This window comes from Variovorax sp. PAMC 28711, from assembly GCF_001577265.1.
In the GTDB taxonomy this organism is placed as follows: domain Bacteria; phylum Pseudomonadota; class Gammaproteobacteria; order Burkholderiales; family Burkholderiaceae_C; genus Variovorax.
Window position 1 is genome coordinate 3317635 of sequence record NZ_CP014517.1, and the last position, 26150, is coordinate 3343784.

A 26150-nucleotide genomic window follows, 5' to 3' on the forward strand; every position below is an offset into this window, starting at 1 on the left:
GCCGACGCCCGATCTTAAGGAGACCCAAATCATGAATCGCCTTCACCTGACTACCTACTTTCGGAACGCGAGCCTCGCCGCCGTTGCGCTCGCGTTCGTGCCGCTGCTGCATGCAGCGTCGCAGGCGCCGGTGGCTGCGCAAAACGGCATGGTCGTGTCGGCACAGCACCTGGCCACGCAGGTCGGCGTCGACGTGCTCAAGCGTGGCGGCAACGCGATCGACTCGGCGGTCGCGGTGGGCTATGCGCTGGCCGTGGTGTATCCCGCCGCGGGCAACCTCGGCGGCGGTGGTTTCATGACGGTGCAGCTGGGCGACGGCCGCAAGACCTTTCTCGACTTCCGCGAGAAGGCGCCGCTCGCGGCCACGGCCAATATGTACCTCGACAAGGACGGCAACGTCGTCAAGGGTTTGAGCACCAATGGTCATCTGGCCGTCGGCGTTCCGGGCACCGTGTCGGGCTTGGAGCTCGCGCGCGAGAAGTACGGCACGATGCAGCGCGCCGCGCTGATCGCGCCGTCGATTGCGCTGGCCGAAAAGGGTTTCGCGCTCGACCAGGGCGACATCGACATGTTTGCCACCGCCACCAACGACTTCAGGAAGGACCCGGCTTCCGCAGCCATATTCCTCAACAAGGGTGAGCCGTTCGCGGTCGGTCAGACGATCGTCCAGAAAGACCTGGCAAAGACGCTCAGGGCCATCAGCAGCAAGGGCACCGACGGTTTCTACAAGGGCGCGGTTGGCGCGGCGATCGTGGCGTCCAGCCAGGCCGGCAAGGGCATCATCACGCAGGCCGATCTCGACCAGTACAAGACACGCGAGCTCGCGCCGGTCGAATGCGACTACCGCGGCTATCGCGTGATTTCCGCGCCGCCGCCGAGTTCAGGCGGCGTGGTCATCTGCGAGATGCTCAACATCCTCGAGGGCTATCCGCTGAAGGATCTGGGGTTCCGTTCTGCGCAGGCGGTGCACTACCAGATCGAGGCCATGCGCCACGCTTACATGGATCGCAACAGCTACCTCGGCGATCCCGACTTCGTGAAGAACCCGCTCGAGCGACTCCTGGACAAGGGCTACGCCGAAAAGATCCGTGCGGTCATCGATCCGAAGAAGGCCGGCGTCTCCAAAGACATCAAGCCCGGTGTGTCGCCCCACGAAGGCAGCAACACCACGCACTACTCGATCACCGACCAGTGGGGCAATGCCGTCTCGGTGACCTACACCTTGAACGACTGGTTCGGCGCCAAAGTCACGGCTGACAAGACGGGCGTGCTGCTGAACAACGAGATGGACGACTTCACCTCCAAGATCGGTGTGCCCAACATGTACGGCCTGGTGCAGGGCGAGGCCAACGCCATCGCCCCCGGCAAACGGCCTTTGAGCTCGATGAGCCCGACGATCGTGAGCAAGGACGGCAAGCCCGTCATGGTGCTCGGCACGCCCGGCGGCAGCCGCATCATCACCGCGGTGCTGCACACCATCCTGAACACGATCGACTACGGCATGAACGTGCAGGAAGCGGTCGACGCGCCGCGCTTCCACCAGCAGTGGCTGCCCGATGTGACCAACGTCGAAACCTTCGCGCTGTCGCCCGACACCCGCAAGATCCTCGTTGACATGGGGCATAACCTCGGCGTGCCGCAACCGGCCAATCACATGGCCGCGATCGTCGTGGGTGCGCCATCGCTGGGCGGCAAGCCGGTCGGCAGCAACCGCTTCTACGGCGCCAACGATCCGCGGCGCAATTCGGGCCTTGCGCTAGGTTATTGAACCCGTGCAGCTCCAGGAAATTCTCTACACCCAGGGCTTCGGCACACGGCGCGTTTGCGCCGGTCTGATCCAGCAGGGCTACGTGGCCATCGAGGGCGCCGTCGTGGCGGAGCCGGCGATCGACCTGAAAGCGGAAGGCCTCCGGTACACGGTGCAAGGCACCGCGTGGGAGTACCACGAGAAGGCCTATCTCATGCTGCACAAGCCCGCAGGTACGGAGTGCTCCCAGAAGCCTTCGACCTACCCGAGCATCTATACGCTGCTGCCATCGCCGTTGCGCTTGCGCCCCAACAAGGGCGCGGTGCAGGGCGTCCAGGCCATCGGGCGGCTCGACCAGGACACCACCGGCCTGCTGCTCATGACGGACGACGGCCAGTTCATCCATCGCATGGGCTCGCCCAAGCACCACGTGCCGAAGGTGTACGAGGTCGTCACCAAGCACCCGGTCGACGAAGCGCAGATTGGCAAATTGCTGGCTGGCGTGGTGCTCGACGACGACCGAAGCCGGTGCGTGCAGCGGCGTGCGAACAAACCGGTGAGCTGACGCTGCGCCTGACGCTCACCGAAGGCAAGTACCACCAGGTCAAGCGCATGCTGGCGGCGGTCGGCAACCGCGTCGAAGGACTGCACCGGTCCCGCATCGGCTCGCTCGAACTTGGCGACTCGCTGGCGCCCGGCAAGTGGCGCTGGCTCACAACAGACGAGGTCGAAGCGTTGAGAACTGCACGTTGAGGTCAGCCGATCGCAAGGCTCGGACGTTTAAAGTCGACGATCACCTCACGGACCATTCCCTTGCGATCTCATGTTTTCCCGACCGGCCGCCTTGCGGCCTTTCTGTTTGTCTGCGCGGCCCTGCTGTCGCCTCTGGCCCATGCCGCTGACGCGCCGCCCTTGTTCGTGCTCAATTCGCTGGACGCCAACGTCAGTGTCATCAATCCGTCGGACTGGACTGAAAAGGTCCGCATCCCGACCGGCAAGGAACCGCATCACATCTACATGACGCCCGACGAAAAGTCGGTCATCGTGGCCAACTCGGCAGGCGATTCGCTGACGTTTTTGAACCCGAAGACGGCCGAGGTACAGCGTGTTGTCTACGGGATCATCGACCCCTACCAGCTGCAGTTTTCGCGCGACATGAAGTGGTTCGTGACCGCCGGCAATCGGCTGAACCACGTGGACGTGTACCGCTGGGACGGCAAGGACCTGACACTCGCCAAACGCATCGCGACCGGCAAGACGCCGAGCCACATCTGGATCGACGGCACGAGCACGATCGCCTACGTGACGATGCAGGACAGCGACGAACTGATCGCTGTCGACCTGCCGACGCAGACCATCAAATGGCGCACGCCGACCGGTGCGATGCCCGCCGATATTTTCGGTATTCACGGCGGCAAGACGTTGCTTGTCGGCCTGACCGGCAGCGACGGCGTCCAGGTGTTCGACGTGGCCGGCCCCCAGCCCAAACTGGTTGGCAAGATTCCCACTGGCAAGGGCGCGCACGCGTTTCGCGCGGCGGGCGACGGCAAGAGCGTGTTCATCAGCAACCGCGTGGCCAACACGATCAGCCGCATCGATTTCGCCACGCTCAAGGTGACCGACGAATACCCGGTGCCGGGCGGCCCGGACTGCATGGATGTGTCGGCCGATGGCAAGACGCTGTATGTCACATCGCGCTGGGCCAAGAAGCTCAGCGTCGTCGATCTGGCCACGCGCAAGGTGGTTCGCACCGTGAACGTGGGCCGCTCGCCGCATGGCGTCTGGACGCTCGCCCATGCGTCTCGCTGAGGGTCGGTTCGTCGGTGCCTTGCTGGCGGCATGCGTTGTCGCCACGGGCGCGTCCGCGCAGACCACCTGTGAAAAACCGGTCTACCTGACCTTCGACACCGGCCACATGGGCATCGCTCCGCTGGTGGCCGACGTGCTCAAGCGGCAGAACGTGCGCGTCACCTTTTTCGCCGCGGCCGAACGCACGCAGACCGACGGCGACAGTCTGGACAACCACTGGGCTGCCTGGTGGAAGGCGAGGGCGGCGGAGGGCAACGAGTTCGGCTCGCACACGTACGATCACGTCTACTGGCGCGGGATGACAAGAGCGTGGTGCCGCGTTTCCGCGTGCGCCCTTCTGCCGGCGCCTTTGCGAACCGCGAGTTCACCTGGTCGGCGGCCGAGTACTGCGAAAACATCGCCAAGTCCTCGGAGCGGCTCGCGCTCATTACCGGCAAGAAACCGCTGCCGTTGTTCCGCGCGCCCGGCGGCAAGACCTCGCCGAAGCTGCTCGCCGCCGCCAAGGCTTGTGGCTACGAACACGTGGGCTGGGCGCCCGCAGGCTTCCTTGGCGACGAGCTCCCCAGCGAGAAGTTCAGCAACGACAAGCTGCTCACCCAGGCGCTCGACACCATCCGCCCCGGCGACATCCTGCTGGCACACCTCGGTATCTGGTCGCGCAAGGATCCGTGGGCCCCGGCCGACCTGGAACCGCTGATCGTCGGGTTGAAGGCGAAGGGTTTCTGTTTCGAGACGCTGCGCCAGCATCCGGCTTATCGCAGCTGGATCACGGCACACCCCTGACGGACTGATGCGATGGTCGACTGGCTGACAGATCATTTTTCCGCCACGCAGGGCTGGTTTTTCGAGACTGTCGTGCAACCCGTCGTCTATGCGATCGGGCTGGGCGGATGGACCGAAGATGCATTCGACGCGACCGGCTGGCTGCTGGTTGGGCTGATCCAGATCGTGGTGCTCGTCGCCCTCATCGGTCCGCTGCAACGATGGCGGCCCGTGGAGTCGGTGACCGACCGGCCCGCCATCCGCATCGACATCTTGTATACGCTGATTCACCGGCTCGGCCTGTTCCGACTGGCGATGTTCTTCCTGCTGCAGCCGTTGTTCGACGATGCGCTCGGCAGCCTGCGCGCGGCGGGTTGGGGTACGTTGCATCTGGACGAACTCTGGCCGGGCGTGACGGACACGCCGTGGCTGGCGTTCGCCATCTACCTCGTCGTGCTCGACTTCGTCGAATACCTCATCCACCGAGGCCAACATGGCTTCAACTGGTGGTGGGGGCTGCATTCGCTGCACCACTCGCAGCGCCAGATGACGATGTGGAGCGACAACCGCAACCATCTGCTGGACGATGTGATCCACGACACGATCATCGTGATCGTCGCGCAGCTCATCGGCGTGGCGCCGGGGCAGTTCATCGCGGTGGTGGCATTGACCCAGCTCAGCGAGAGCTTGCAGCACGCGAACCTTCGCCTGTCGTTCGGCGCCATCGGCGAGCGGCTCTGGATCAGTCCGCGCTTCCATCGGCTGCACCACAGCATCGGGATCGGCCATGAATCCGGCGGTCCGAAAACATTGGGCGGCCACAATTTCGGCGTGTTGTTGCCGTGGTGGGACATGCTGTTTCGCACCGGCAATTTCGAGAATCGGTACGACGCGACCGGCATCCGTGACCAGATCGATCCCGCCACCGGCGCCCCGCAGCGCGACTACGGCAGAGGTTTCTGGGCCCAGCAGTGGCTCGGGCTGAAGCGAATGGTCGGGCGCGGCTGACCGGCCTTCCATCCGGCGGCGTTATCCTCGCACCCGATGCGCCTCTTGCTTGATTCCTTCTGGCGCGCGGTGGCCTACTGCCTGCGCCCCCGCGTGATCCTCCTGTCCCTGCTGCCGCTCGGCCTCATGGCCCTGCTGGCGGCGGCTTTCGGCTATTTCTACTGGACGCCTGCCGTTGCCTGGACGCGCGAGGCGCTCGACGCCTGGCCGATGCTGTCCAGCGTGTGGGGCTGGATCGGTGGATTGTTTTCGGCCGACCCGCGGACCTTCCTCGCGCCGCTGGCCGTGGTGTTGGCCGCGACGCCTGTGCTCGTGGTGCTGTCGCTTCTCGTGGTGGCGGCGTTCATGGCGCCAGCGCTGACCCGGCTGGTGGGCGAGCGGCGCTTTCCGTTGCTCGCGCAGAAGAAGGGCGCGTCCTTTCTCGGCAGCGTCGCCCGCTCGCTCGGCGTCACGCTGCTGGCGCTCGTGGCTCTGCTGATATCCATGCCGCTCTGGTTGATTCCGCCGCTGGTGCTCATCCTGCCGCCCTTGATCTGGGGTTGGCTGACCTACCGCGTCATGAGCTTCGACGCGCTTGCCGAATACGCCAGTGCCGAAGAACGCGCTGCGCTGCTGCGGGCGCACCGCCTGCCGCTGCTCGGCATCGGCGTGCTGTGCGGATACCTCGGCGCGGCGCCGAGCATCGTGTGGGCCTCTGGCGTCCTGTTCGCTGCCGCCTTCTTCGTTCTGGTGCCGATCGCGATCTGGATCTACACCCTGGTGTTCGCGTTTTCCGCACTCTGGTTCGCGCATTACTGTCTCGACGCACTGAGCCAGCTGCGCGCGCAACGCGCCGCGGCTGTCGGTGCGACGGATCCTGTGGCCATCCTGCCTGCCCCCGAAGCCGATCGTGCGATCGCTTCCCAACGGAGTTCACCATGACGCGTGCGATCGGCCTCATCGTCGTCGGCGACGAAATTCTTTCTGGCAAGCGTGCCGACAAGCACATGCCCAAGGTCATCGAACTGCTCGCGGCCCGCGGCCTGCAGCTCGCGTGGTCGGAGTACGTCGGCGACGAACCGGTGCGCATCACGGCGGCGCTCGCTCGCGCGTTCGCGTCGGGCGACATCGTCTTTTCCACCGGCGGCATCGGCGCCACCCCCGACGACCACACACGGCAATGCGCCGCCGCCGCACTCGGCGTGCCGCTGGCCCTGCATCCGGAAGCCGAGGTGTTGATCCGCGAGCGCATCAAGGACACTGCGGCAGAGCAGGGCATCGCCTACGAACCCGACCGCCCGGACAACGTGCATCGCCTGAACATGGGCGTGTTCCCGCGCGGCGCGACGATCATCGCCAATCCGTACAACAAGATTCCCGGTTTCAGTGTGGCCGACGTCCATTTCGTGCCCGGCTTCCCGGTGATGGCGTGGCCGATGATCGAATCGGTGCTCGACACCCGCTACACCGCTCTGTTCGCGCGCGGGCAGGCGGCCGAAAAGTCCGTGATCGTGTTCGGTGCCATGGAGGCGACGCTCACGCCGCTGATGCAGGCCATCGAGGACGCGCACCCCGGCGTCAAGGTGTTCAGCCTGCCGAGCGTGGACCACCCGGCGTACAGTCGGCACATCGAACTGGGCGTCAAGGGCGATCCGAAGCACCTTCAGGCCGCCTACGATCAGCTTCTGACAGGCTTGCGCACCTTTGATGCGCGTCTTGGCCCTGAAATGGTGCGTTAATCGCGAACGCACCAATACCGTTACAACGGGCCTTCTTTTGGGTTGTCGCTGCAGGCCGGCGCGACGCCAGCCCGCGCGACAATGGCATAGAACCTGCATTCCCTTTCCTGTATTCCCAACCACCATCCAATCCAAGGAGAACTTGATGGCAAAGACCGTCGCCGACGTACTCAAACTCGTGAAGGAAAGCGAGGTCAAGTTCGTCGACTTCCGATTCACGGACACACGTGGCAAAGAACAGCACGTCACCGTGCCGATCTCGCATTTCGACGAAGACAAGTTCACCTCGGGCCACGCGTTCGACGGTTCGTCAATCGCCGGCTGGAAGGGCATCGAAGCTTCGGACATGCAACTCATGCCCGACCCGAACACCGCGAACATCGATCCGTTCTTCGAAGAAACGACGATGATCCTGACCTGCGACGTGGTCGACCCGGCCGACGGCAAGCCCTACGAGCGCGACCCGCGTTCGCTGGCCAAGCGCGCCGAGGCGTACATGAAGGCTTCCGGCCTGGGCGACACCGCCTACTTCGGACCGGAACCCGAATTCTTCGTGTTCGACAGCGTGCGCTGGAAGAACGACATGTCGGGCTGCTTTGTGAAGATCGATTCCGAAGAAGCCTCGTGGAACACCGACAAGGAATACGAGCACGGCAACACGGGCCATCGCCCCGCCGTCAAGGGCGGCTACTTCCCGGTGCCTCCGGTCGACAGCTTCCAGGACATGCGCTCGGAAATGTGCCTGGTGCTCGAATCGCTCGGCATTCCGGTCGAAGTGCATCACCATGAAGTGGCCAACGCCGGCCAGATGGAACTCGGCACCAAGTTCAGCACGCTGATCCAGCGCGCCGACTGGGTCCAGCTTCAGAAGTACGTGATCCACAACGTGGCCCACGCCTACGGCAAGACCGCCACCTTCATGCCCAAGCCCATCGTCGGCGACAACGGTTCGGGCATGCACGTGCACCAGTCGGTGTGGAAAGACGGCAAGAACCTGTTCGCAGGCGATGGCTACGCAGGTCTTTCGGAATTCGCGCTGCACTACATCGGCGGCATCATCAAGCACGCCCGTGCACTGAACGCCATCACGAACCCCGGCACCAACAGCTACAAGCGCCTGGTCCCTGGCTACGAAGCACCGGTGAAGCTGGCGTACTCGGCCAAGAACCGCTCGGCCTCGATCCGCATTCCGTTCGTGGCGAACCCGAAGGGCCGTCGCGTCGAAGCGCGTTTCCCCGATCCGCTGATGAACCCGTACCTCGGTTTCGCCGCGCTGCTGATGGCCGGCCTCGATGGCGTGGAAAACAAGATCGATCCGGGCGAAGCTGCCACGAAGGATCTCTACCATCTGCCGCCGGAAGAAGACGCGTTGATTCCGACCGTTTGCCATAGCCTGGACCAGGCGCTCGAATGCCTCGATGCAGACCGTGCCTTTCTGACCAAGGGCGGCGTGTTCACCGACTCGTACATCGATGCCTACATCGAACTGAAGATGCAGGAAGTCACGCGCCTGCGCATGGCAACCCATCCGGCCGAATTCGACATGTACTACTCGCTGTAAACCGGGCTTCCCGGTGAGCGTTGAAAGGACGGCTTCGGCCGTCCTTTTTCATTGGCGGGGAACATCCCGCCGGTGCGTGTGTCGAATTGAATCAAAATGGCCGCTTGAAGCGAATCACACCATCACCATGAAGACTGTTTCTCTCCTTTTGCTCATGGCCTCGCTGGCCGGGTTGCAAGTCGCCCACGCGCAGGAGCGTGTCTGGCGATGCGGCAACGAGTACACGAACAATGCGGCCGATGCGCAAAAGCGCGGGTGCAAGGTCATGGAAGGCGGCAACCTCACGATCGTGCAAGGCACGCGACCGTCGGGCGCGTCGTCGGGCGGCGGCGCTGCGGCCGGTTCGTCGTCTTCGTCGGCGGCCCGGGCGCCGGCGGGCAGTCCGCGTGTCGAGGGCGTCGACCAGCGCGCACGGGACGGCGAGGCACGTTCGGTGTTGCAGTCCGAACTCCGCAAAGCCGAGACGCGGCAGGCCGAACTGCAGAAGGAATACAACAACGGCGAGCCTGAAAAGCAGGGCAGCGAAGGCCGCAACTACCAGAAGTACCTCGACCGCGTGGCCGAGATGAAAGCCGAGATCACCCGCAACGAAAGCGACATCGCCGGCATCCGCCGGGAGATCGGCCGGTTGCCGGCCGGCGCGCCGTAAGTCGTGGCATTCGGCAAGGTCCCCGCTGCAGGCAAACGCTTCCAGTCTTTCGACCTTCTTTCCACTTTGATCGCCGTCGTGAAAGTCGACGGTTCCGTGCTGTTCGCCAACGCGGGCCTGGAAGACGCGCTCGGCACCTCGCGGCGCACGCTCGAAGGCTCGCAGTTCGGCGCCTGCTTCCACGAGCCCAATGTCCTGCGGACCGCGATCGAGGGTGCCCGCAGCAACGACTTCGCCACGCTGCGGTACGAGGCGCTGCTGCGTCGCGTCAACCATGAGTTGATGCCGGTGCAGGTCACGCTGGCGCAAGGCGACAGGGTCGGCGAACTCATCATCGAGCTGTCGCCGCTGGAGCAACAGGTGCGGCAAGACCGTGAAGAGCGTTTGCTCGATCAGGCGCAGGCCAACAAGGAACTGATTCGCAACCTCGCGCACGAGATCAAGAACCCGCTCGGTGGTATTCGGGGCGCTGCGCAACTGCTGCAGATGGAGGTCGAATCACGCGACCTCATCGAGTACACGCAAGTCATCATCCATGAGGCCGACCGATTGCAGACGCTGGTCGATCGCCTGCTTGCGCCGCACCGCCGCCCCCACGTGGTGGGCGATGTCAACATTCATGAAGTTTGCGAGCGGGTGCGCTCCGTCATCCTCGCGGAGTTCCCGCGGGACCTGCACATCGACCGCGATTTCGATCCGTCGATTCCGGAGTTTCGGGGTGACCGCGAGCAACTGATCCAAGCGACGCTGAACATCGTTCACAACGCGGCGCAAGCCCTCGCCGAGCGTCGCGCCACAGGCGATGCGCGGATCATCTTCAGGACCCGGATCGCGCGCCAGGTGATCTTCAACAAGCAGTGGTATCGACTGGCACTGGAATTGCATGTCATCGACAATGGACCGGGCGTGCCCGACGCGATCAAGGACCGCATTTTCTACCCGCTGGTGTCGGGCCGGGAAGGCGGAACCGGGCTGGGATTGACGCTCGCACAAACCTTTGTGCAGCAGCATCACGGTGTGATCGAGTGCGACAGCGTACCGGGCCGGACCGATTTCAAGATATTGATACCGCTGCCCTAGCAGCCATGCCAACAAGGAGCTGCATGAAGCCGATCTGGATAGTGGACGATGACCAATCGATCCGCTTCGTGCTGGAGAAAGCGCTGTTGCGCGAAGATCTGCCCACTCGCAGTTTCACGAACACACGCGAGGTGCTCGCTGCCCTCGAAATCGCTGCCGACGACGATACACAAGGACCGCAAGTCCTGGTGAGCGACATCCGCATGCCGGGCGGGTCGGGCCTCGATCTGCTCGACAAGATCAAGGCCAAGCACCCCGGCCTGCCGGTCATCATCATGACCGCGTTCTCCGACCTGGACAGTGCCGTCTCGGCGTTCCAGGGCGGCGCTTTCGAGTACCTGCCCAAGCCTTTCGATCTGCCCCGCGCAGTCGAACTCATCCGTCGCGCCGTCGATGAAAGCCAGCGCGAAGAAGTGGCCGAGGAGCGCATGCAGGCCGCGCCCGAAATGCTCGGGCAAGCACCCGCCATGCAGGACGTCTTTCGCGCCATCGGGCGCTTGTCGCAAAGCAATGTGACCGTGCTCATCACCGGTGAATCCGGTTCGGGCAAGGAGCTGGTGGCACGTGCGTTGCACAAGCATTCACCGCGCACCGATGGTCCGTTCGTGGCCATCAACACGGCAGCGATCCCGAAGGATTTGCTCGAGAGCGAGCTGTTCGGGCACGAGCGCGGCGCCTTCACCGGGGCCCAGACCATGCGCCGTGGGCGCTTCGAGCAAGCCGATGGCGGCACGCTCTTCCTCGACGAAATCGGCGACATGCCGTTCGATCTGCAAACGCGCTTGTTGCGGGTGCTGAGCGACGGGCATTTCTATCGCGTGGGAGGCCACAATTCGGTCAAGTCGAACGTTCGCGTGATCGCGGCGACGCACCAAGACCTTGAGCAGCGCGTCAAGCTCGGCGGTTTTCGCGAGGATCTGTTTCACCGGCTGAACGTGATCCGCCTGCGGCTTCCGGCACTGCGCGAGCGTGGCGAAGACGTTCCCGCGCTCACCCGCCATTTCCTGCAGCAAAGTGCCAAGCAACTCGGCGTGGAACCCAAGCGCATTTCGGACGCGGCGTTGACGCAACTCGCGACCTTCGCGTTTCCGGGCAACGTGCGCCAGCTCGAGAACATTTGCCACTGGTTGACCGTGATGGCACCGGCGCAATTGGTCGAGACCAAGGATTTGCCGCCCGAGGTGCTCGCGATTGTGGCGGTCGAGCCACCGCTTCACGCGCCGGTGGCGCCCATCGCGCATGCGCCCCTCGCGGAGTTTGCAGGAGCCGCAGCGGCGCCTGTGCCAGCCGGTGTCGCAGCGCCGGAGGCCTCCGCGCTTGCAGCCGCGTCGGCAGGCTGGGAAAGCGGGCTCGAAGGCGAAGCGCAAGCTTTGCTCGAGGCCGGCCGCAACGATGTTTGGGACGCGCTCTCGCGCCGCTTCGAGTCGCGCCTGATTCTCACGGCGCTGGCCAACACCCGGGGTCGTCGCATCGAGGCCGCGCAAAAGCTGGGCATCGGCCGCAACACCATCACGCGCAAGATCCAGGAGCTCGGCCTGGAGTGAGAGGCCTGGAAGAAAGGTTCAGCGGCTTCGCTGTCCCAGTGTCAGCGAGTCGAGCTGGAAGTTGCCGCTCTTGTCCCAGAGCCAGGTCTCGATATAGGTGTGCGGGCCCAGCTTGCCCGGGCTCGGTAGCGGCGAAGCCGCCCTGATCAGGTCGGCGATTTTGGGCGGCACGTCCGGTGCATGGCTCGGCACCCGGCTGTAGAAAACGTCGACGACCTTGCCCTCGGCGTCCACGTCCGTCTCGACCACGACCACGGCATGCACCAGCGGCGGAATTTTGCCCTTGTAGATGCGGTTGGGATAGGCTTTGTAGATGACCTGCGCTGCGCCCTTGCGGTAGGCCTTGACCTCGGCTGTCTGCAAAGTAATACGGCGCACCAGGGGCTTGTTGGTCTCCGAATCGATCACCGCGTTCGGTGGCACCACCGAAGGCACGGGCACGGTCGGCTCGGGTGTCTGGGGTGCGAAGAGGCTGCAACCCGCCAATGCGGCGAACAGTGCTGTTGCAAAGAGAGGGCGAACGCGCTTCATGCGCCCAGCTCCAGCACGACCGGTGCATGGTCGCTCGGCTTTTCCCATTTGCGCGGCACGCGGTCGATCACGCATGCCTTGGCGTGCCGCACCAGCGGTTGGCTGATCAGGATGTGGTCAATGCGCAGGCCGCGATTCTTCTGGTAGCCCAGCATGCGGTAGTCCCACCACGAGTAGCTCTTGGCGGGCTGCGCGAACAGGCGGAAGCTGTCGACCAGACCGAGCGCCAGCAGCGCCCTGAAATGCGCGCGTTCTTCGCTGGTGTGGTGAATGGTCTCGGCGAGGCCGACGGGGTCGAAGCTGTCGCGGTCTTCCAGCACGATGTTGAAGTCCCCCAGCAACACCAGGCTCGGATGCGCAGCCATTTCGGTTTGCAGCCACGCACGCAGCCCATCGAGCCAGCGCATCTTGTAGGCGAACTTGTCGCTGCCCGGTGCCTGCCCGTTCACGAAATAACCGTTGACCACACGCACTTCGCCGAGGGGCGTGTCGACGGTTGCGCTGATCAAGCGCGAATGCTCGTCTTCGAAACCGCCGATGTTCCTGAGCACATCGCGCACCGGCGCCTTGCTCAGGATCGCGACGCCGTTGTAGGTCTTCTGGCCGAACGCCGCGGCTTCATAACCGGCAGCTTTCAAGACTTCGAGCGGAAACTTGTCGTCGCTCATCTTGAGCTCTTGCAGGCACAGCACGTCCACCGGGTTGGCGGCGAGCCAGTCGAGCACATGCTGCAGACGCGCGGTCAGTGAATTCACATTCCAGGTGGCAATTTTCATATCGGCTTCAAGCGTACCCGATAGGGCGATCACATTTGTCACCCACGATCGCGCTCCATCACAAGAGCAACCCATGGCCACCATCACCGGGGGAAGCACTGGTCTGACGCGTTGATCATTCCCACGGGCGAATGTGCGGTCGAAGATGCGATGAACGCGATCAGCAAGGCGCAGCGCGATGCCATCGATCGCTTCCACCTCGCCTTAGCACCTCTCTCGCGACCGGGCGCGCAACTGGGTGCCCACAACGGTATTCGGCACGGCGAGCGTCGACGTGGTTCCTCCCTGGGCATCGACACATCAGGGTCAGACATGGCTGCCATTTCTACTTTCCGACGCACCTCTGTCAGCGCTTTCGCCGGGTCGGCCGGCGATTGGCGCCTTGTAGCACGGGGGTGATCGGGTACAGCCGTGTAGCGACCGATCTGATCGATCGATCCGGCCCCCAGCGAGCAAATTGCGCCTGCTATGCAGGCGACGACGAGTCCTACCGATCGGTGTTTTGTTGCAGTGCTGCGTGTGGTCGCAGCGCCCCCGCAGAGCCCGAAAGGGCTTGCTCAGTCCCGCGAGCGGCTGCGTCGACCGCCGCGGAGCGCCGAGCCGAGCAGCATTGCGGCCAACGCCCCTGCACCCACGGCGTACAACGTCGCTTTCACCGGTTCGGCCCGGATGAACTGCGCGCAGTCTTCGCTCTGCTGACGCAGCTTGGCTCGCGCATCGTCGATCGCCCGGCTGGCCCGGTCGGCGGCATCCTTCGCGTAGGTACGGCCCAAGGTCAACGTGTCGGCAACGATCGCCTTTGCGTCGCCGGTCACGCCCCTCACGGTGTCGGCCGCCTCGCGCCCGGTCGCGATCGCATCTTCGATGCTTGGGCGGATCGATCGTGCAGCGTCCCGCCCAACTTGACCGGCTTCTGCTGCGTAGCCGCGTGCGGCTTGCGCAGCGTCGCGTCCGAGTTCTCTGGTTTCGTCTGCGATGTCTGCAGGCGACTTGGATGGGTTGTTGTCGATTGCCATGATTTCTTTCCAATGCAGAGCTGAATCACTCCAGCCAACACATTGGCTGCACCGCAAACAGCCGTTCGTGGGCGACCGGCCGAACCCGTTGTAGGAAGCTTGCGGCGATGCCGAAATCAGAGCGTCGAGGCGATCAGTTCGCAGGTCAGGCGGTCGCGTCCTTCGGACGTCAGGCGCAGCATGGAGCGCTCATCGTTCATGCCGACGGGCGTACCGAACTCGCCGTCGACCCACTTGGCCCAGCCTCGGGCCACCAGTGCGTCGCATTGTTCGGGCGGCATCCCGCCGCCTTGCTCAACGGCTGTCAAGGTGCTGCAGATCAGCGCGGGCGTCAAGTCGATCGCCGCCGCAAGGTGCGGTGTCCGCGCGCGGGACGCTTCAACCAGGCGGAACGTCGTTTGTGCGTCCGCCCGGTCGTGCGACCGGGCAAACCCGAGCAGACCCATCGACAACTGGCCCAACTCGCTGAGCACCGTCACGGCCGAGCGCGTGATGCCGGCCACGAGCGACATCGCGGCGTTGGAAGCCAGCTTCCAAGGCCGATTTTCCCGGTGACGCGACACCGACTCCAGTGCGGCGGCCACCGAATCGGCGACCTGCGCGCCACCGGCTGCGCGGCTGCGAACCGACACGGCGAGCGCCCGGAGTTGCTTGGCGTTCAGGCGTGGCATGGGGAGCAGGTCGTCCATCACAGCGAACGGACCATGTAGAGCAGAACCGGCACCGCCAAGGCGAGCACGCCGAGCAGTGCGTTGCGGCGCCACCCTGCCGCGTGAGCTTCGCGCTGGCTGGAACGATATGAGCGCGTGAACGCAGCCTGGTCTTCCGAGGCTGTCTGGTCTTTCCACCACTCGTGGGTTGTTGCGTGTGCTTGCTTCATGTAATCAATTGTGACTACTCAAAGCATTCATTGCAATACCAAAGTTCACACTTTTTTAAATTGGATCGTTGGGTTTTTGTAGCGCATGGCATTCATTTCGCCCCGAACACTGCCGGCTTTTGATCCCCGTTGCGCCGCAACAAGGCAGCCAGCAGATCGGTATCCGGATCGGTGCGACTGCTGGCAGCTTCCAGGTTCGTGTTTGCTCTCGCCAGGCGCTGAGAAGCGGCGCGAGTCTTTGCCGCAGCAATCGTTGGACGAGATGTGACAGGTTTCGCCTTGACCGTCGCGGGCGGGGCCACGCGTGGCGCGCTCTCTGCGACCTTCCTGCCGAGTTTGGCGGCAAGCGGCGCCGCTGCCGCAGTGGTGTCTCGCTGCACCCCCGTGTTGGCGGCTGTTGGCGCCGGCCGAAAATTGACCCACCTGTGAGGGTTGTGCCGCTTCAAATTTGACCCGGGTGTTCAGCCTACCCTGCTGCTTTTTTAAGCGGCGGGGGTATGAGGAGTGATCACCATGGCCATGATTGGCAAGGTCCTGCGGATGCACCACCGCGAGAAGAAGTCGGTGCGCGAGATCGTGAGGGCGACGAGCCTGTCGCGCAACACGGTGAGGAAGTACCTGCGAACGCCGGTGGCGCAGCCACCGAAGTACCGTCGCCGCCCGGCGGCGACGAAGCTGGCGCCGTTCATCGAAACGATCAAGATGGCGCTGCTGGCCGATGCGCGCCGCCCAAGGAAGGAACGGCGAACTGCCAAGGCACTGCTTCAGCAGATCGCCGCGGCGGGCTACGAAGGCGGCTACACGCAACTGACGGACTTCATTCGTACATGGCGCGCCAGCCAGGGCGGCGTTGCAATCGGCAAGGCATTCGTGCCGTTGACCTTCGAGCTGGGCGAGGCGTTCCAGTTCGACTGGAGCGACGAGTCGCTGGTCATCGGGGGCCTGTACCGCAAGCTGCAGGTGTCGCACATGAAGCTGTGCGCGAGCCGCGCGTTCTGGCTGGTGGCGTACCCGAGCCAGGGCCACGAGATGCTGTTCGATGCGCACACGCGCTCCTTCGCGGCGCTCGGCGGTGTGGCGCGTCGCGGCATCTACGACAACATGAAGACCGCCGTGGACAAGGTGCACAAGGGCAAGGGCCGCACCGTCAACGCGCGCTTCGCGGTGATGTGCGCGCATTACCTGTACGACCCGGACTTCTGCAACGTCGCTTCGGGCTGGGAGAAGGGTGTGGTGGAGAAGAACGTCCAGGACAGCCGCCGGCGCATCTGGATCGACGCGCGTGAGCGGCGCTTCGCCAGCTTCGACGAGCTCAACGCCTGGCTGGGGGAACGCTGCCGGGCGCTGTGGGAAGAAGTCCGGCATCCCGAGCACAAGCAGTTCAGCGTTGCCGAAATGCTCGAGCACGAGCGGGTGCAGTTGATGCCGATGCCGGCCGCGTTCGATGGCTACGTCGAGGAGGTGGCCCGGGTGAGCAGCACCTGCTTGGTGTCGGTAGCGCGCAACCGCTACTCGGTGCCATGCGAGTTGGCCGGGCAGATGGTCAGCACGCACCTGTACCCGACGCGCGTGACGGTGGTCGCTGGCGACGGTGTCGTGGCCGAGCATGAGCGTCTGACGGACAAGAGCAAGACGCGCTACGACTGGCAGCACTATGTGCCGCTGGTGCAGAGGAAGCCAGGCGCGTTGCGCAATGGCGCACCGTTCACCGATCTGCCCGAATCATTGCAGCGGTTGCGTCGTGCACTCTTGCGCGAGAGCGGAGGCGACCGGCTGATGGCCCGGGTGCTGGCCTTGGTGCCGACGGCCGGACTGGAGGCGGTGCTGGTGGCCGTAGAGCTGGCGCTGGACGGTGCACCGCCCTCCGGGCGTGTGAGCGTCGAACACGTCATCAACGTACTCGCGCGTTTGAACTCGGCGCCGCGGCCAGAGAACGTCGAGACGTCGCTGCAGGTGCTGACGCCGCCGATCGCCGACACGGCTCGCTACGACCGGCTGCGCGACTTGAACAAGATAAGGGAGGCCGGTCATGCGTGACGTCATCGCCGAACTCAAGACGCTGCGCCTGCACGGCATGGCGGGAACCTGGGCCGATCTGATGGAGCAGGACAACACCGAGCTGGAGCGTTCGCGCTGGCTGGTCGAGCAGATGCTGCGTGCCGAGACGACCGAGCGCGCCACGCGCTCGGTGACCCACCAGATGAACGCGGCGAAGTTCCCTGTGCACCGGGACCTTGCAGGATTCGACTTCGAGGTCTCGGCGGTCGACCGCAAGCTCGTGCTGCAACTGGCCGAAATGGCCTTCACCGACGAGGCGCACAACGTCGTGTTGGTGGGTGGCCCCGGCACGGGCAAGAGCCATCTGGCGACCGCCATCGGCGTGGCGGGCATCACGCAGCATGGCAAGCGTGTGCGCTTCTACTCGACCGTCGACTTGGTGAACGCACTCGAGCAGGAGAAGGCCCAGGGCAAAGCGGGGCGCATTGCGGCGAGCCTGCTGCGCCTGGACGCGGTGGTGCTCGACGAGATGGGATACCTGCCCTTCAGCCAGGCCGGCGGGGCATTGCTGTTCCACCTGCTCTCAAAGCTGTACGAGCACACCAGCGTCGTGGTGACGACCAACCTGGACTTCGCTGAATGGAGCAGTGTGTTCGTGGATCCAAAGATGACGACAGCATTGCTGGACCGGCTCACGCACCACTGCCACATCGTGGAGACGGGCAATGACAGTTACCGGATCACGCACGCCACTGCCAACTCGAAGAAGCGCATCAAAGCTCGTGAGCAGGAGCGAAAGGCGTCGGCTGGAAACGCCGGTTGAGCAACACCGCAGAAGGGGACAAGGCGCTGCGGGCTTCGCCCTTCGCGCCTTCTTCGTGCAAGCGATCAGTCATCAGAAAGGAAACCGGGAAAGGACGAAGACGGTAGAGTTATGCACAGCCGGCATCCACGATGCCGGCTTCCATCCCCGGGTCAAAGTTCAAACGGCAGGGTGGGTCAAAGTTGAACCGGCGCCGACAGCTCACCTGCACCAATCGGGATCTGCCGAACGCGCTCGCGATCGGTTTGCCCGGCGGCGACCTGTTTCTGGAAGGCAATTCGGTGGCGCGCGGCATTCGCCTGTTGCGGCGACCGACGAACACACTGCGCCCGCCACGCGGCAAGGCCGTCCAGTGGCGACTGATCTCGCACCTCGCGCTCAATCACCTGTCGCTGGTGGGAAGCGGCCTCCCTGCGCTCAAAGAGATGCTGCGGCTGTACGACCATGGCCGTTCGGCAGTGTCCAGCCGCCAGATCGAGGCACTCGTGGCGGTTGACCAGCGACCGGCCACGCAATGGCTTCCGGGCAAACCCTTCGCGACGTTCGTGCGCGGCATCGAACTTCAGATCACGGTCGACGAGGCCGGCTTTGTTGGCAGCAGCCTTCAAGCGTTCGCGCGCGTGATGGATCATTTTTTCGGGCTCTATGTGCACATCAACAGCTTCACGCAGCTGGTGATCGTGTCGTCCCGCGACCACGAGGAACTCGTTCGATGCAGACCACGCAGCGGCGAATCGATCCTCCTGTAATCGAGCGCCTCCAGCGCGAGCCCTATCGCTTCGAATTTTTCCAGGCGGTGAGGCTGATCGAACTCGCATTGCTGCAACGCGGTGAGCGCGATGTGCACCAGCGGCTGGTGCCCGGCGAGCGAATGGTGACGCAGCGGCTGCGCTTCAAGACTTCGATGAGCCTGGGCTTTCCGCCGAGCGAGATCGAAGGTCTCGAGCTCCGCAATGCCACCGGCGACAAGGTTTTGACGACAGCCGACTGGCTGAGTCTTCCCGCGCCCGATTCCGATGCGATCGACAAGATCGAACTCACGCCGGCGTTCTTCGGGATGCTCGGCGCTTCCGGGGCGCTCCCGAACACCTACACCGAGATGCTGCTCCGGCGCGAGCAGAGCCATCGGGACAGCACGGCGCGCGCATTCCTCGACATATTCACCAACCGCGCCACCGCCCTTTTCTATGCGTCATGGCGCAAGTACCGCCTGCCGCTGCACTACGAACATGAACGATCGCGTGCCTATCTGCCGGCGTTGCTGTCGTTGGCGGGCCTCGGGCATCACGCCCAGCGCCAGCCCTTGCGCGAAGGCGAGGGCGAGGTTTTCGACGAGACCGTGGCCGGCTACGCCGCTGCCGTGCAGCATCGACCGATGTCTGCCGTGTTCTTGCAGCGCGTGCTGTCCGACTACTTCCAGAGCAGCATTCGCATCGAGCAGTTTCTCGGCAAGTGGTACGACGTGCCACCCGGGCAAATGTCGCAACTCGGCGGCACCAACGCCACGCTCGGACTGACCGCGTTGGCCGGCGCGCGCGTCTGGCAGCGCGATCTGCGCATCCGGCTCTGGATCGGGCCGCTCAAGCGCGCGCAGTTCCGTGCGTTCTTCCCGGGAAGGGCCCACGCGAAAGCGCTCGAAAAAATGCTTGCGCTGCTCGCTGGCATCACCGTCGAGTACGAGGTGCGGCTGATTCTGGCGCGTGAGGACGTGCGCCCCGTCTCCCTGCGCGAATCCGAGGGCAGCCACCTGGGCTGGGACAGCTTCCTGTCCACGCGCGACGCACCGCTCGATCGCAGCGACACCTCGTACGAACTGCATCCCCTGACCGCCTGATTTTCTGCAAACCCGAAATTTCACTGCCATGAGCACCTCTCTCAAGACGCTGATCACCAAGCTCAACCCCACCGCGCGAAGCGCCACCGAGCGCGCCGCCAACCTGTGTCTTTCGCGCGGGCACTACGAGGTCGATCTCGAGCATCTTTTTCTCGCGCTGCTGGAGCAGCCCGGCAACGACATCGCGCGCGTGCTTCGCGCGAACAAGGTCAGCCCGACCGCGCTCCAGTCTGACCTGGAGCGCGAGATTGCAGCCTTCAAGAACGGCAATGCCCGCACGCCGGTTTTCTCGCAGTACCTGCAGAAGCTGTTTCAGCATGCCTGGTTGTTGGCATCGCTCGACGCGCACGTCACGGCGATTCGTTCCGGCCATCTGTTGCTGGCGCTGCTGACCGAGCCTGACCTCGCGCAACTCGCGCAACGCGGCTCGCCGTTGTTCGCCAAGATCCGGCTCGAAGACCTGAAGCACGATTTCGACAAGGTCACCGACGGTTCGGATGAAGCCATCGACGCCGGCGCTGCGCGCACCGATGACCGCGCCGTGTCCAGTGACGCCGTGGCGGTGCCTGGAAAAACCCCGGCGCTCGACCAGTTCACCACCAACCTGACGCAGCGCGCGCGCGACGGTTCACTCGATCCCGTGATCGGCCGCGACACCGAGATCCGCCAGGTCATCGACATCCTGATGCGGCGACGTCAGAACAACCCGATCCTCACCGGCGAAGCGGGCGTCGGCAAGACAGCGGTGGTCGAAGGACTGGCGCTGCGCATCGCGGTGAGCGACGTTCCGGACGTGCTGAAGGGCGTGGAGGTGCACACGCTCGACATGGGCCTGCTGCAGGCCGGTGCCAGCGTGAAGGGCGAATTCGAAAACCGCTTGAAAAACGTGATCGCCGAGGTCAAGAAGAGCGCGCACCCGATCGTGCTGTTCATCGACGAAGCCCACACCATGATCGGCGCGGGCGGTGCAGCGGGACAAAACGACGCAGCCAATTTGCTCAAGCCGGCCCTCGCGCGCGGCGAACTGCGCACCATCGCAGCCACCACGTGGGGCGAGTACAAAAAGTACTTCGAGAAAGACGCCGCGCTGGCCCGCCGATTCCAGGTGGTCAAGGTGGAAGAGCCGACCGAGGTGCTGGCCGCCGCCATGCTGCGCGGCATGGTGCCGCTGATGGAAAAGCACTTCAACATTCGCGTGCTCGATGAAGCCATCACCGAGGCGGTGCGGCTGTCGCACCGCTACATCACCGGCCGGCAGCTGCCCGACAAGGCGGTGGGCGTGCTCGACACCGCGTGCGCCCGCGTGGCGTTGGGCCAGAGCGCCACCCCGGCGCTGATCGAGGAAGCACGCAAGGCCATCGAGCGGCTCGATGCCGAAACCGCCGCGCTCGACCGCGACACGGCGGCCGGTGGCGCGCATTCAGCCCGATTGGCCGAACTCGTCGAGCAGAAGGCCGCGGCCCAGGCATCGCTGGTGGAAAAAGAAGCGCGACTTGTCAAAGAAAGTGCACTGGTGCTCCGCATCCACGCGTTGCGCGCCGAGCGCGATGCGGCAACGAGCGCCGTTCTGGCCGAGCCGCCTGTCGCCCGCAAGAAAGGGGCAGCCCGCTCGCCCGGACGAGTGGACGAACTCGGCGAGCTCCTGGGCGAATTGCGCGCCCTGCAAGGCGACGCACCGATGATGCCGCTGCAGGTCGATGGCCACGTGGTCGCCGAAATCGTGTCGGCATGGACCGGCATCCCGCTCGGGCGCATGGTGAAGGACGAGATCCGAACCGTACGCAATCTCGAGGCCTTGCTGGCAGAACGCGTGATCGGGCAAGACCACGCGTTGGCCGCGGTGGCGCAACGCGTTCGCACGGCGAGCGCACGGCTCGAAGATCCGAACAAGCCGCGCGGCGTGTTCATGTTCGTCGGCCCCTCGGGCGTGGGCAAGACCGAGACCGCACTGGCGTTGGCCGACATCCTCTACGGGGGCGAGAAGAAGCTCATCACCATCAACATGAGCGAATACCAGGAGGCGCACAGCGTCTCGGGCCTCAAGGGCTCGCCGCCCGGCTACGTGGGCTATGGCGAAGGCGGGGTGCTCACCGAAGCAGTGCGCCGCCAGCCCTACAGCGTGGTGCTGCTCGACGAGGTCGAAAAGGCGCATCCCGATGTGATGGAGATGTTCTTCCAGGTGTTTGACAAGGGCCTGATGGACGACGCCGAGGGACGCGAGATCGACTTTCGCAACACGCTCATCATCCTCACGTCGAACGTCGGCTCGTCGCAGATCATGCAGGCCTGCCTGAACAAGACCAGCGCCGAACTGCCCGCGCCTGATGCGTTGGCCGAGGCCTTGCGCCCCGCGCTCATGAAGTCGTTCAAGTCGGCGTTTCTGGGCCGCCTCAAGGTGGCGCCGTTCTATCCGATCACGGACGATGTGCTGGCGCAAATCATCGAACTGAAGCTCGGCCGCATCCGCGACCGGATCGCGCCCAACCACAAGGCGGTGTTCGATTGGGACGCGTCGCTGGTCGATTCGGTCCTGGCGCGCTGCACCGAAGTCGATTCGGGGGCACGCAACGTCGACCACATCCTGAACGGCACCTTGTTGCCCGAGATTGCCGGCGCCGTGCTGGCGCGCATGGCAGATGAAGCAGCGATCACGAAGATCAAGGTGAGTTCGGGCAAGAACGGCGACTTCAAATACAAGATCAGCTGAGACGACAGGCGAACAGGGAGAGAACAAGAATGACCGGCAACCCATTGCAGAGCGCCCAGACCGCGCTCAACGACCTGTTGCGCGCGGGCTTCGAGCAGCGCCATCGCCTCCTCGTGCTGCACACGCCGCTCGGCGCCAACCGCCTCCTGGCCGAGACGCTCGAAGGCGTCGAGAGCATCGACGACGGCGGCTTTCGTTTCGAGCTCACCGCACTCAGCGACGACGCCCATATCCCCCTCAAGCGCCTCATCGGCCAGGCGGTGCGCCTCGACCTGCAAACCGCGCAGAGCCGCAGCGAACTGCGCCCCTTCCATGGCCACGTCACCCAGGCCGATCTCTTGGCCAGCAACGGCGGCTTCGCCCGCTACCGACTCGTCATCGAACCCTGGCTCGCCTTCCTGCGTTACAGGCAAGACAGCTTCCTGTTCCAGGACATGACCGTCTTCGACATCGTCGATGCCGTCTTTGCCGACTACCAGGCGCAAGGCAAACTCATGCCCCGGTGGCGCTGGGACATCGCCGACCGCACCGTCTACCCGCGGCGCGGCATCACCACCCAGTATTTGGAAAGCGACCACGCCTTCGTCACCCGCCTCCTGGCCGAAGAAGGCCTGTACTACTGGTTCGAGCACAAGGCCACCGACGACCAGGGCCTGGGCGAACACACCCTCGTCATCGCCGACCATGGCGGTGCCTTCCAGCCCAACGCCCAACCGGTCATCCGCTTCCATCGCGCCGACGCGAGCGAAACCGAAGACTCGGTGCAGCAATGGCACGCGCATCGCCAGCTGCACACCAACAGCCTCAGCCAAGCCAGCTGGGACTACAAAGGCGTCAACCCGCGCCCGTTGAGCCAGCAAAGCCACCATATCCAGAGCCTGCGCCACCGCACACTCAACCGCGCCGACGACCCCGGCCCCTACGCCTGGGAAACCGCAGCCCAGGGCGAGCGCCTGCTCGGCCACGCCATCCAGGCCCTTGCGATGCGCGACAAGCGATTCGAGGGTGCCGGCACCGCCCGCACCCTGAGCCCCGCCAGCACCTTCACCCTGACCCAGCACCCGGTGCACGACCGCGGCAGTGCCGAAGACAAACGCTTTGCCGTGCTGAGCGTGCGACACACCGCCCGCAACAACCTCGACGAAGACCTCCAGCGTGCGGCCCATGCCCGGCTCGGTGCGCTCGAACACGAGGCGAGCGATGACGTTCCCACTACCGCAACCACTTCACCGCGCTTCGCGCCGCCATCCCCTACCGCCCCCTGACCCTCGACAGCCACGGGGTGGCGATCCACCCCAAGCCCACCGTCACCGGCAGTCAGAGCGCCATCGTCATCGGCACCGGCGGCGGGGAGGGCGATGTCATCCACACCGACCGGGACCACCGCATCAAAATCCAGTTCCACTGGCAACGCGGCGCAGAGGCCAGCACCCGCCACACCCACCCCGCCGGACAAGACAACGCCCCCGCCAGCGATCGCCTGGGCGCCTGGCTGCGCGTCGCGGCCAGCGCCGCCGGTGACAACTGGGGCCAGGTCGCCCTCCCGCGCGTCGGCCAGGAAGTGCTCATCGACTTCCAGCACGGCGACATCGACCGTCCCGTCGTCATCGCTGCCCTCTACAACGGACAAGGCGAACCCGACGCCCAGCACAACCAGAAGCAGGCCGGCCCCGCCCACGCCACCGGCAACGCCCCTGCATGGTTTGCAGGAAACGAGGACGAACACGCCCACAACGCCGTCTACAGCGGCATCAAGACCCAGGAGATGCGCGCCAGCCAATCGGGCGCCGGCGGCTACAACCAGCTCGTCTTCGACGACACCCCCGACCAGTCGAGACTCGGTCTGGCCACCACCCAGGCGGCCAGCCGCCTGCACCTGGGTCACCACAAGCAACAGAACGACAACCAGCGCGGCGCTGACCGCGGCCACGGCGCCGAACTCGCCACCGCCGCACAAGGCGCCCTGCGTGCCGGCTCGGGCCTGCTCATCAGCGCTTATGCCCAGCCCAACGCCACCGGCCCCTTCCTGGCCAGCCGCGAAGCCCAGACCCAGACCACCAAAGCCAGAGAGCTGGCCGAGTCATTGGCGCAGAGCGCCCAGACCCAGAAGGCCCAACTCCAGGGCGAACCCACCCCGGACAAGCTCGAACCCATTGAAGGCCTGAAGCACATTGCCGAGGTGCTGGGTGCGACCGACAGCGGCGGCAATACTGCAGCAGGTTCAACGGCAGGCGGCGAAGGCGACATCCAGCCCACCGGCGGCGGCCACGGCACCGTGACGGCCTACAGCGAACCGCACCTGCAGATCACCGCCCCCATGGGCATCGGACTGGCCACCCCCAAGGAAGCCGTCATCGTCAGCGGTGCCACCAGCACGGTCATCGCCAGCGAAGACATCGCCGTGATGGCACAGGGCCAGATCGCCATTGCGGTGGCCAAGGGCATCAGCCTGTACACCGTCGGCACGAAGGCCAGCGGTGACGAGCCCAACACCGAGCGCGGCATCAGTCTGCATGCGGCCAGTGGCAAGGTGAAGCTGCAAAGCCAGAACGGAGCCACCAAGATCGCTGCCGACAAGAAGGTGACGATCGCCAGCGTCACGAAGCACATCGACATCGAAGCGCCGGAGCATGTGCTGCTGACCGTGGCGGGGGCTTACGTGAAGTTGAAGGGATCCAGCATCCAGATTCATGCGCCGGGGCGGGTGACCTTCTGGGGGAGCATGCATCGGTTTGTGGGGCCGATGGGGGACACGATCACAGAACACAACTTCCCTCGAACCGAGCTGGACCTCGACCGCAAGAAGACGGCCATCTATCCCATGTCCTTGTAAGAGGCCCACCCATGATCCTCAGCCCACCCTTCCTCCCGCCGCGAGCCGCCGGTTCGACAGACGACACCTGGCTCGACCAGGCCATGGCCCAACCCACTTCGCGCCTTCCCCGCACCGAAGCCCTGGAAGGCTCCTTCCCCCTCAGCTACAACCTCGCCTGGCACAACGGCATCCACCTGCAGGCACCCCAGGCGAGCGGCGCCAACTTGCCGGTGCGCGCCATCGCCGATGGCGAGGTAGTCTTCGCGAGCGAACCGATTGCCCCGGACGCCAGTGTCGACCACGGCCAAAACTACAACCCCTTCGATCCACCCAACGTCAAGACCGCCGCCTGGACCGACAAGGGCTGCGTCATCGTCCAGCACAAGACCGAGATCGGCGCCGACGGCACCACCCCCACCGAGCTCGTGTACTACAGCCTGTACATGCACCTGTCCGGAGTCGCCAGGATCGCACCCGCATCCGACAAACCCAAACGACCCTTGCAAAAAGGCGATGCGATCTGGCGCAAGGACGACGTCGGCACCGCCGGGCAGATCTACGGCCACAAAGGCCAGATCCACTTCGAGATCTGCCTGGACGCGGCCAACCTGCAAAAGCTCATCGGTCGTGTCCCGGACTGGGTTGAACCCGCAGTCGCACCGGCGGCCTTGCCCGCACCGACGGCAGACGGCCGCATCGACAGCGTCTTCGGCAGCCTGTACTTCTATTTGCCGGCAAGTACCCCGACGGATACCGGCACCAGCTTGCCGAAGAACCACCTGCGCCGCACCGGCGGCACCACGCTGGGCACCGCGCTCTGGGTCCGCATGACCTACGAACTGGGCGGATGCACCTTCGAGACCTTCGATGCGCGGGCCGCAAGGTGAGTGCC

22 protein-coding genes and 3 pseudogenes are annotated in these 26150 nt (G+C 64.7%); 20 read left to right on the plus strand and 5 right to left on the minus strand.

Annotated features, from left to right (window positions below):
- The first annotated feature begins 31 nt into the window (after positions 1 to 31).
- The 11 genes and pseudogenes from ggt (at position 32) to ntrC (ending at position 11878) form a co-directional block, all read left to right on the plus strand.
- Positions 32 to 1768, plus strand: coding sequence for a gamma-glutamyltransferase (gene ggt, locus AX767_RS16035; protein ID WP_068632244.1), 1737 nt, complete (start codon positions 32 to 34; stop codon positions 1766 to 1768).
- Between the two features lie 4 nt (positions 1769 to 1772).
- Positions 1773 to 2500, plus strand: a pseudogene (locus AX767_RS16040) (pseudouridine synthase).
- A 60-nt stretch (positions 2501 to 2560) separates the two neighbouring features.
- On the plus strand, positions 2561 to 3556 hold the full coding sequence (locus tag AX767_RS16045; protein WP_068632245.1) for a YncE family protein: 996 nt from the start codon (positions 2561 to 2563) through the stop codon (positions 3554 to 3556).
- A pseudogene (locus AX767_RS16050) lies at positions 3522 to 4339 on the plus strand (polysaccharide deacetylase family protein). The gene AX767_RS16045 and the pseudogene AX767_RS16050 overlap by 35 nt, the downstream one beginning before the upstream one ends.
- 12 nt (positions 4340 to 4351) lie before the next feature.
- Positions 4352 to 5326 (plus strand): sterol desaturase family protein, encoded by a 975-nt coding sequence (locus tag AX767_RS16055; RefSeq protein ID WP_068632246.1) that lies wholly within the window; start codon positions 4352 to 4354, stop codon positions 5324 to 5326.
- A gap of 36 nt (positions 5327 to 5362) precedes the next feature.
- Positions 5363 to 6247, plus strand: a complete 885-nt coding sequence (locus tag AX767_RS16060) for an EI24 domain-containing protein (protein WP_068632247.1) — start codon at positions 5363 to 5365, stop codon at positions 6245 to 6247.
- Positions 6244 to 7044 (plus strand): competence/damage-inducible protein A, encoded by an 801-nt coding sequence (locus AX767_RS16065; RefSeq protein ID WP_068632248.1) that lies wholly within the window; start codon positions 6244 to 6246, stop codon positions 7042 to 7044. Before AX767_RS16060 ends, AX767_RS16065 begins: the two co-directional genes overlap by 4 nt.
- 145 nt (positions 7045 to 7189) lie before the next feature.
- Positions 7190 to 8605: a type I glutamate--ammonia ligase gene (glnA, locus tag AX767_RS16070; RefSeq protein WP_068632249.1), complete on the plus strand. Its 1416-nt coding sequence runs from the start codon at positions 7190 to 7192 to the stop codon at positions 8603 to 8605.
- Positions 8606 to 8732: 127 nt separating this feature from the next.
- Positions 8733 to 9254, plus strand: coding sequence for a hypothetical protein (locus AX767_RS16075; RefSeq protein WP_068632250.1), 522 nt, complete (start codon positions 8733 to 8735; stop codon positions 9252 to 9254).
- Between the two features lie 3 nt (positions 9255 to 9257).
- On the plus strand, positions 9258 to 10334 hold the full coding sequence (gene glnL, locus AX767_RS16080; RefSeq protein ID WP_068632251.1) for a nitrogen regulation protein NR(II): 1077 nt from the start codon (positions 9258 to 9260) through the stop codon (positions 10332 to 10334).
- A gap of 23 nt (positions 10335 to 10357) precedes the next feature.
- The gene (ntrC, locus tag AX767_RS16085) at positions 10358 to 11878 is read left to right on the plus strand and encodes a nitrogen regulation protein NR(I) (protein ID WP_068632252.1); all 1521 of its coding nucleotides are present in this window, start codon (positions 10358 to 10360) and stop codon (positions 11876 to 11878) included.
- 18 nt (positions 11879 to 11896) lie between these two features.
- Here the strand turns inward: ntrC and AX767_RS16090 are convergent, their stop codons facing one another.
- Both AX767_RS16090 and xth read right to left on the minus strand, forming a co-directional pair.
- Positions 11897 to 12409, minus strand: coding sequence for a hypothetical protein (locus AX767_RS16090; RefSeq protein ID WP_082755037.1), 513 nt, complete (start codon positions 12407 to 12409; stop codon positions 11897 to 11899).
- Complete coding sequence (gene xth, locus AX767_RS16095) at positions 12406 to 13185, minus strand: exodeoxyribonuclease III (protein WP_068632253.1); 780 nt, start codon at positions 13183 to 13185, stop codon at positions 12406 to 12408. The genes AX767_RS16090 and xth overlap by 4 nt, the downstream gene beginning before the upstream one ends.
- A gap of 111 nt (positions 13186 to 13296) precedes the next feature.
- Between xth and AX767_RS21420 the strand changes: the two genes are divergently transcribed.
- Complete coding sequence (locus tag AX767_RS21420) at positions 13297 to 13584, plus strand: hypothetical protein (RefSeq protein WP_156481058.1); 288 nt, start codon at positions 13297 to 13299, stop codon at positions 13582 to 13584.
- Positions 13585 to 13742: 158 nt separating this feature from the next.
- On the opposite strand, the gene AX767_RS16100 is transcribed toward AX767_RS21420, so the two are convergent.
- From AX767_RS16100 to AX767_RS16110, 3 genes are all read right to left on the minus strand, one after another.
- Positions 13743 to 14201: a hypothetical protein gene (locus tag AX767_RS16100; RefSeq protein ID WP_068632254.1), complete on the minus strand. Its 459-nt coding sequence runs from the start codon at positions 14199 to 14201 to the stop codon at positions 13743 to 13745.
- A gap of 116 nt (positions 14202 to 14317) precedes the next feature.
- On the minus strand, positions 14318 to 14890 hold the full coding sequence (locus AX767_RS16105) for a hypothetical protein (RefSeq protein ID WP_068632255.1): 573 nt from the start codon (positions 14888 to 14890) through the stop codon (positions 14318 to 14320).
- Complete coding sequence (locus AX767_RS16110; protein ID WP_068632256.1) at positions 14890 to 15081, minus strand: hypothetical protein; 192 nt, start codon at positions 15079 to 15081, stop codon at positions 14890 to 14892. The genes AX767_RS16105 and AX767_RS16110 overlap by 1 nt, the downstream gene beginning before the upstream one ends.
- Positions 15082 to 15594: 513 nt before the next feature.
- Here AX767_RS16110 and istA point away from each other — a divergent pair.
- From istA to AX767_RS16150, 8 genes and pseudogenes are all read left to right on the plus strand, one after another.
- Positions 15595 to 17118 carry an IS21 family transposase gene (gene istA / locus AX767_RS16115; protein ID WP_068633399.1) on the plus strand — a complete coding sequence of 508 codons (1524 nt, stop codon included), beginning with the start codon at positions 15595 to 15597 and terminating at the stop codon, positions 17116 to 17118.
- Positions 17111 to 17902 carry an IS21-like element helper ATPase IstB gene (gene istB / locus AX767_RS16120; protein WP_068629574.1) on the plus strand — a complete coding sequence of 264 codons (792 nt, stop codon included), beginning with the start codon at positions 17111 to 17113 and terminating at the stop codon, positions 17900 to 17902. Before istA ends, istB begins: the two co-directional genes overlap by 8 nt.
- A gap of 200 nt (positions 17903 to 18102) precedes the next feature.
- Positions 18103 to 18651: pseudogene (locus AX767_RS16125) on the plus strand (type VI secretion system baseplate subunit TssF); the annotation flags it as partial.
- Positions 18615 to 19736, plus strand: coding sequence for a type VI secretion system baseplate subunit TssG (gene tssG / locus AX767_RS16130; RefSeq protein ID WP_068632258.1), 1122 nt, complete (start codon positions 18615 to 18617; stop codon positions 19734 to 19736). The pseudogene AX767_RS16125 and the gene tssG, both read left to right, overlap by 37 nt.
- Before the next feature lie 28 nt (positions 19737 to 19764).
- A complete protein-coding gene (gene tssH, locus AX767_RS16135; RefSeq protein ID WP_068632259.1) occupies positions 19765 to 22443 on the plus strand; it encodes a type VI secretion system ATPase TssH in 2679 nt (892 codons plus the stop codon).
- Positions 22444 to 22472: 29 nt separating this feature from the next.
- Positions 22473 to 23708 carry a type VI secretion system Vgr family protein gene (locus tag AX767_RS21955; RefSeq protein WP_068632260.1) on the plus strand — a complete coding sequence of 412 codons (1236 nt, stop codon included), beginning with the start codon at positions 22473 to 22475 and terminating at the stop codon, positions 23706 to 23708.
- Between the two features lie 17 nt (positions 23709 to 23725).
- Positions 23726 to 25276 carry a type VI secretion system Vgr family protein gene (locus AX767_RS21960; RefSeq protein WP_068632261.1) on the plus strand — a complete coding sequence of 517 codons (1551 nt, stop codon included), beginning with the start codon at positions 23726 to 23728 and terminating at the stop codon, positions 25274 to 25276.
- A gap of 11 nt (positions 25277 to 25287) precedes the next feature.
- Entirely contained in the window at positions 25288 to 26145 is an 858-nt protein-coding gene (locus tag AX767_RS16150; protein ID WP_068632262.1) for a M23 family metallopeptidase, read from the plus strand.
- The last annotated feature ends 5 nt before the right edge of the window (positions 26146 to 26150 follow it).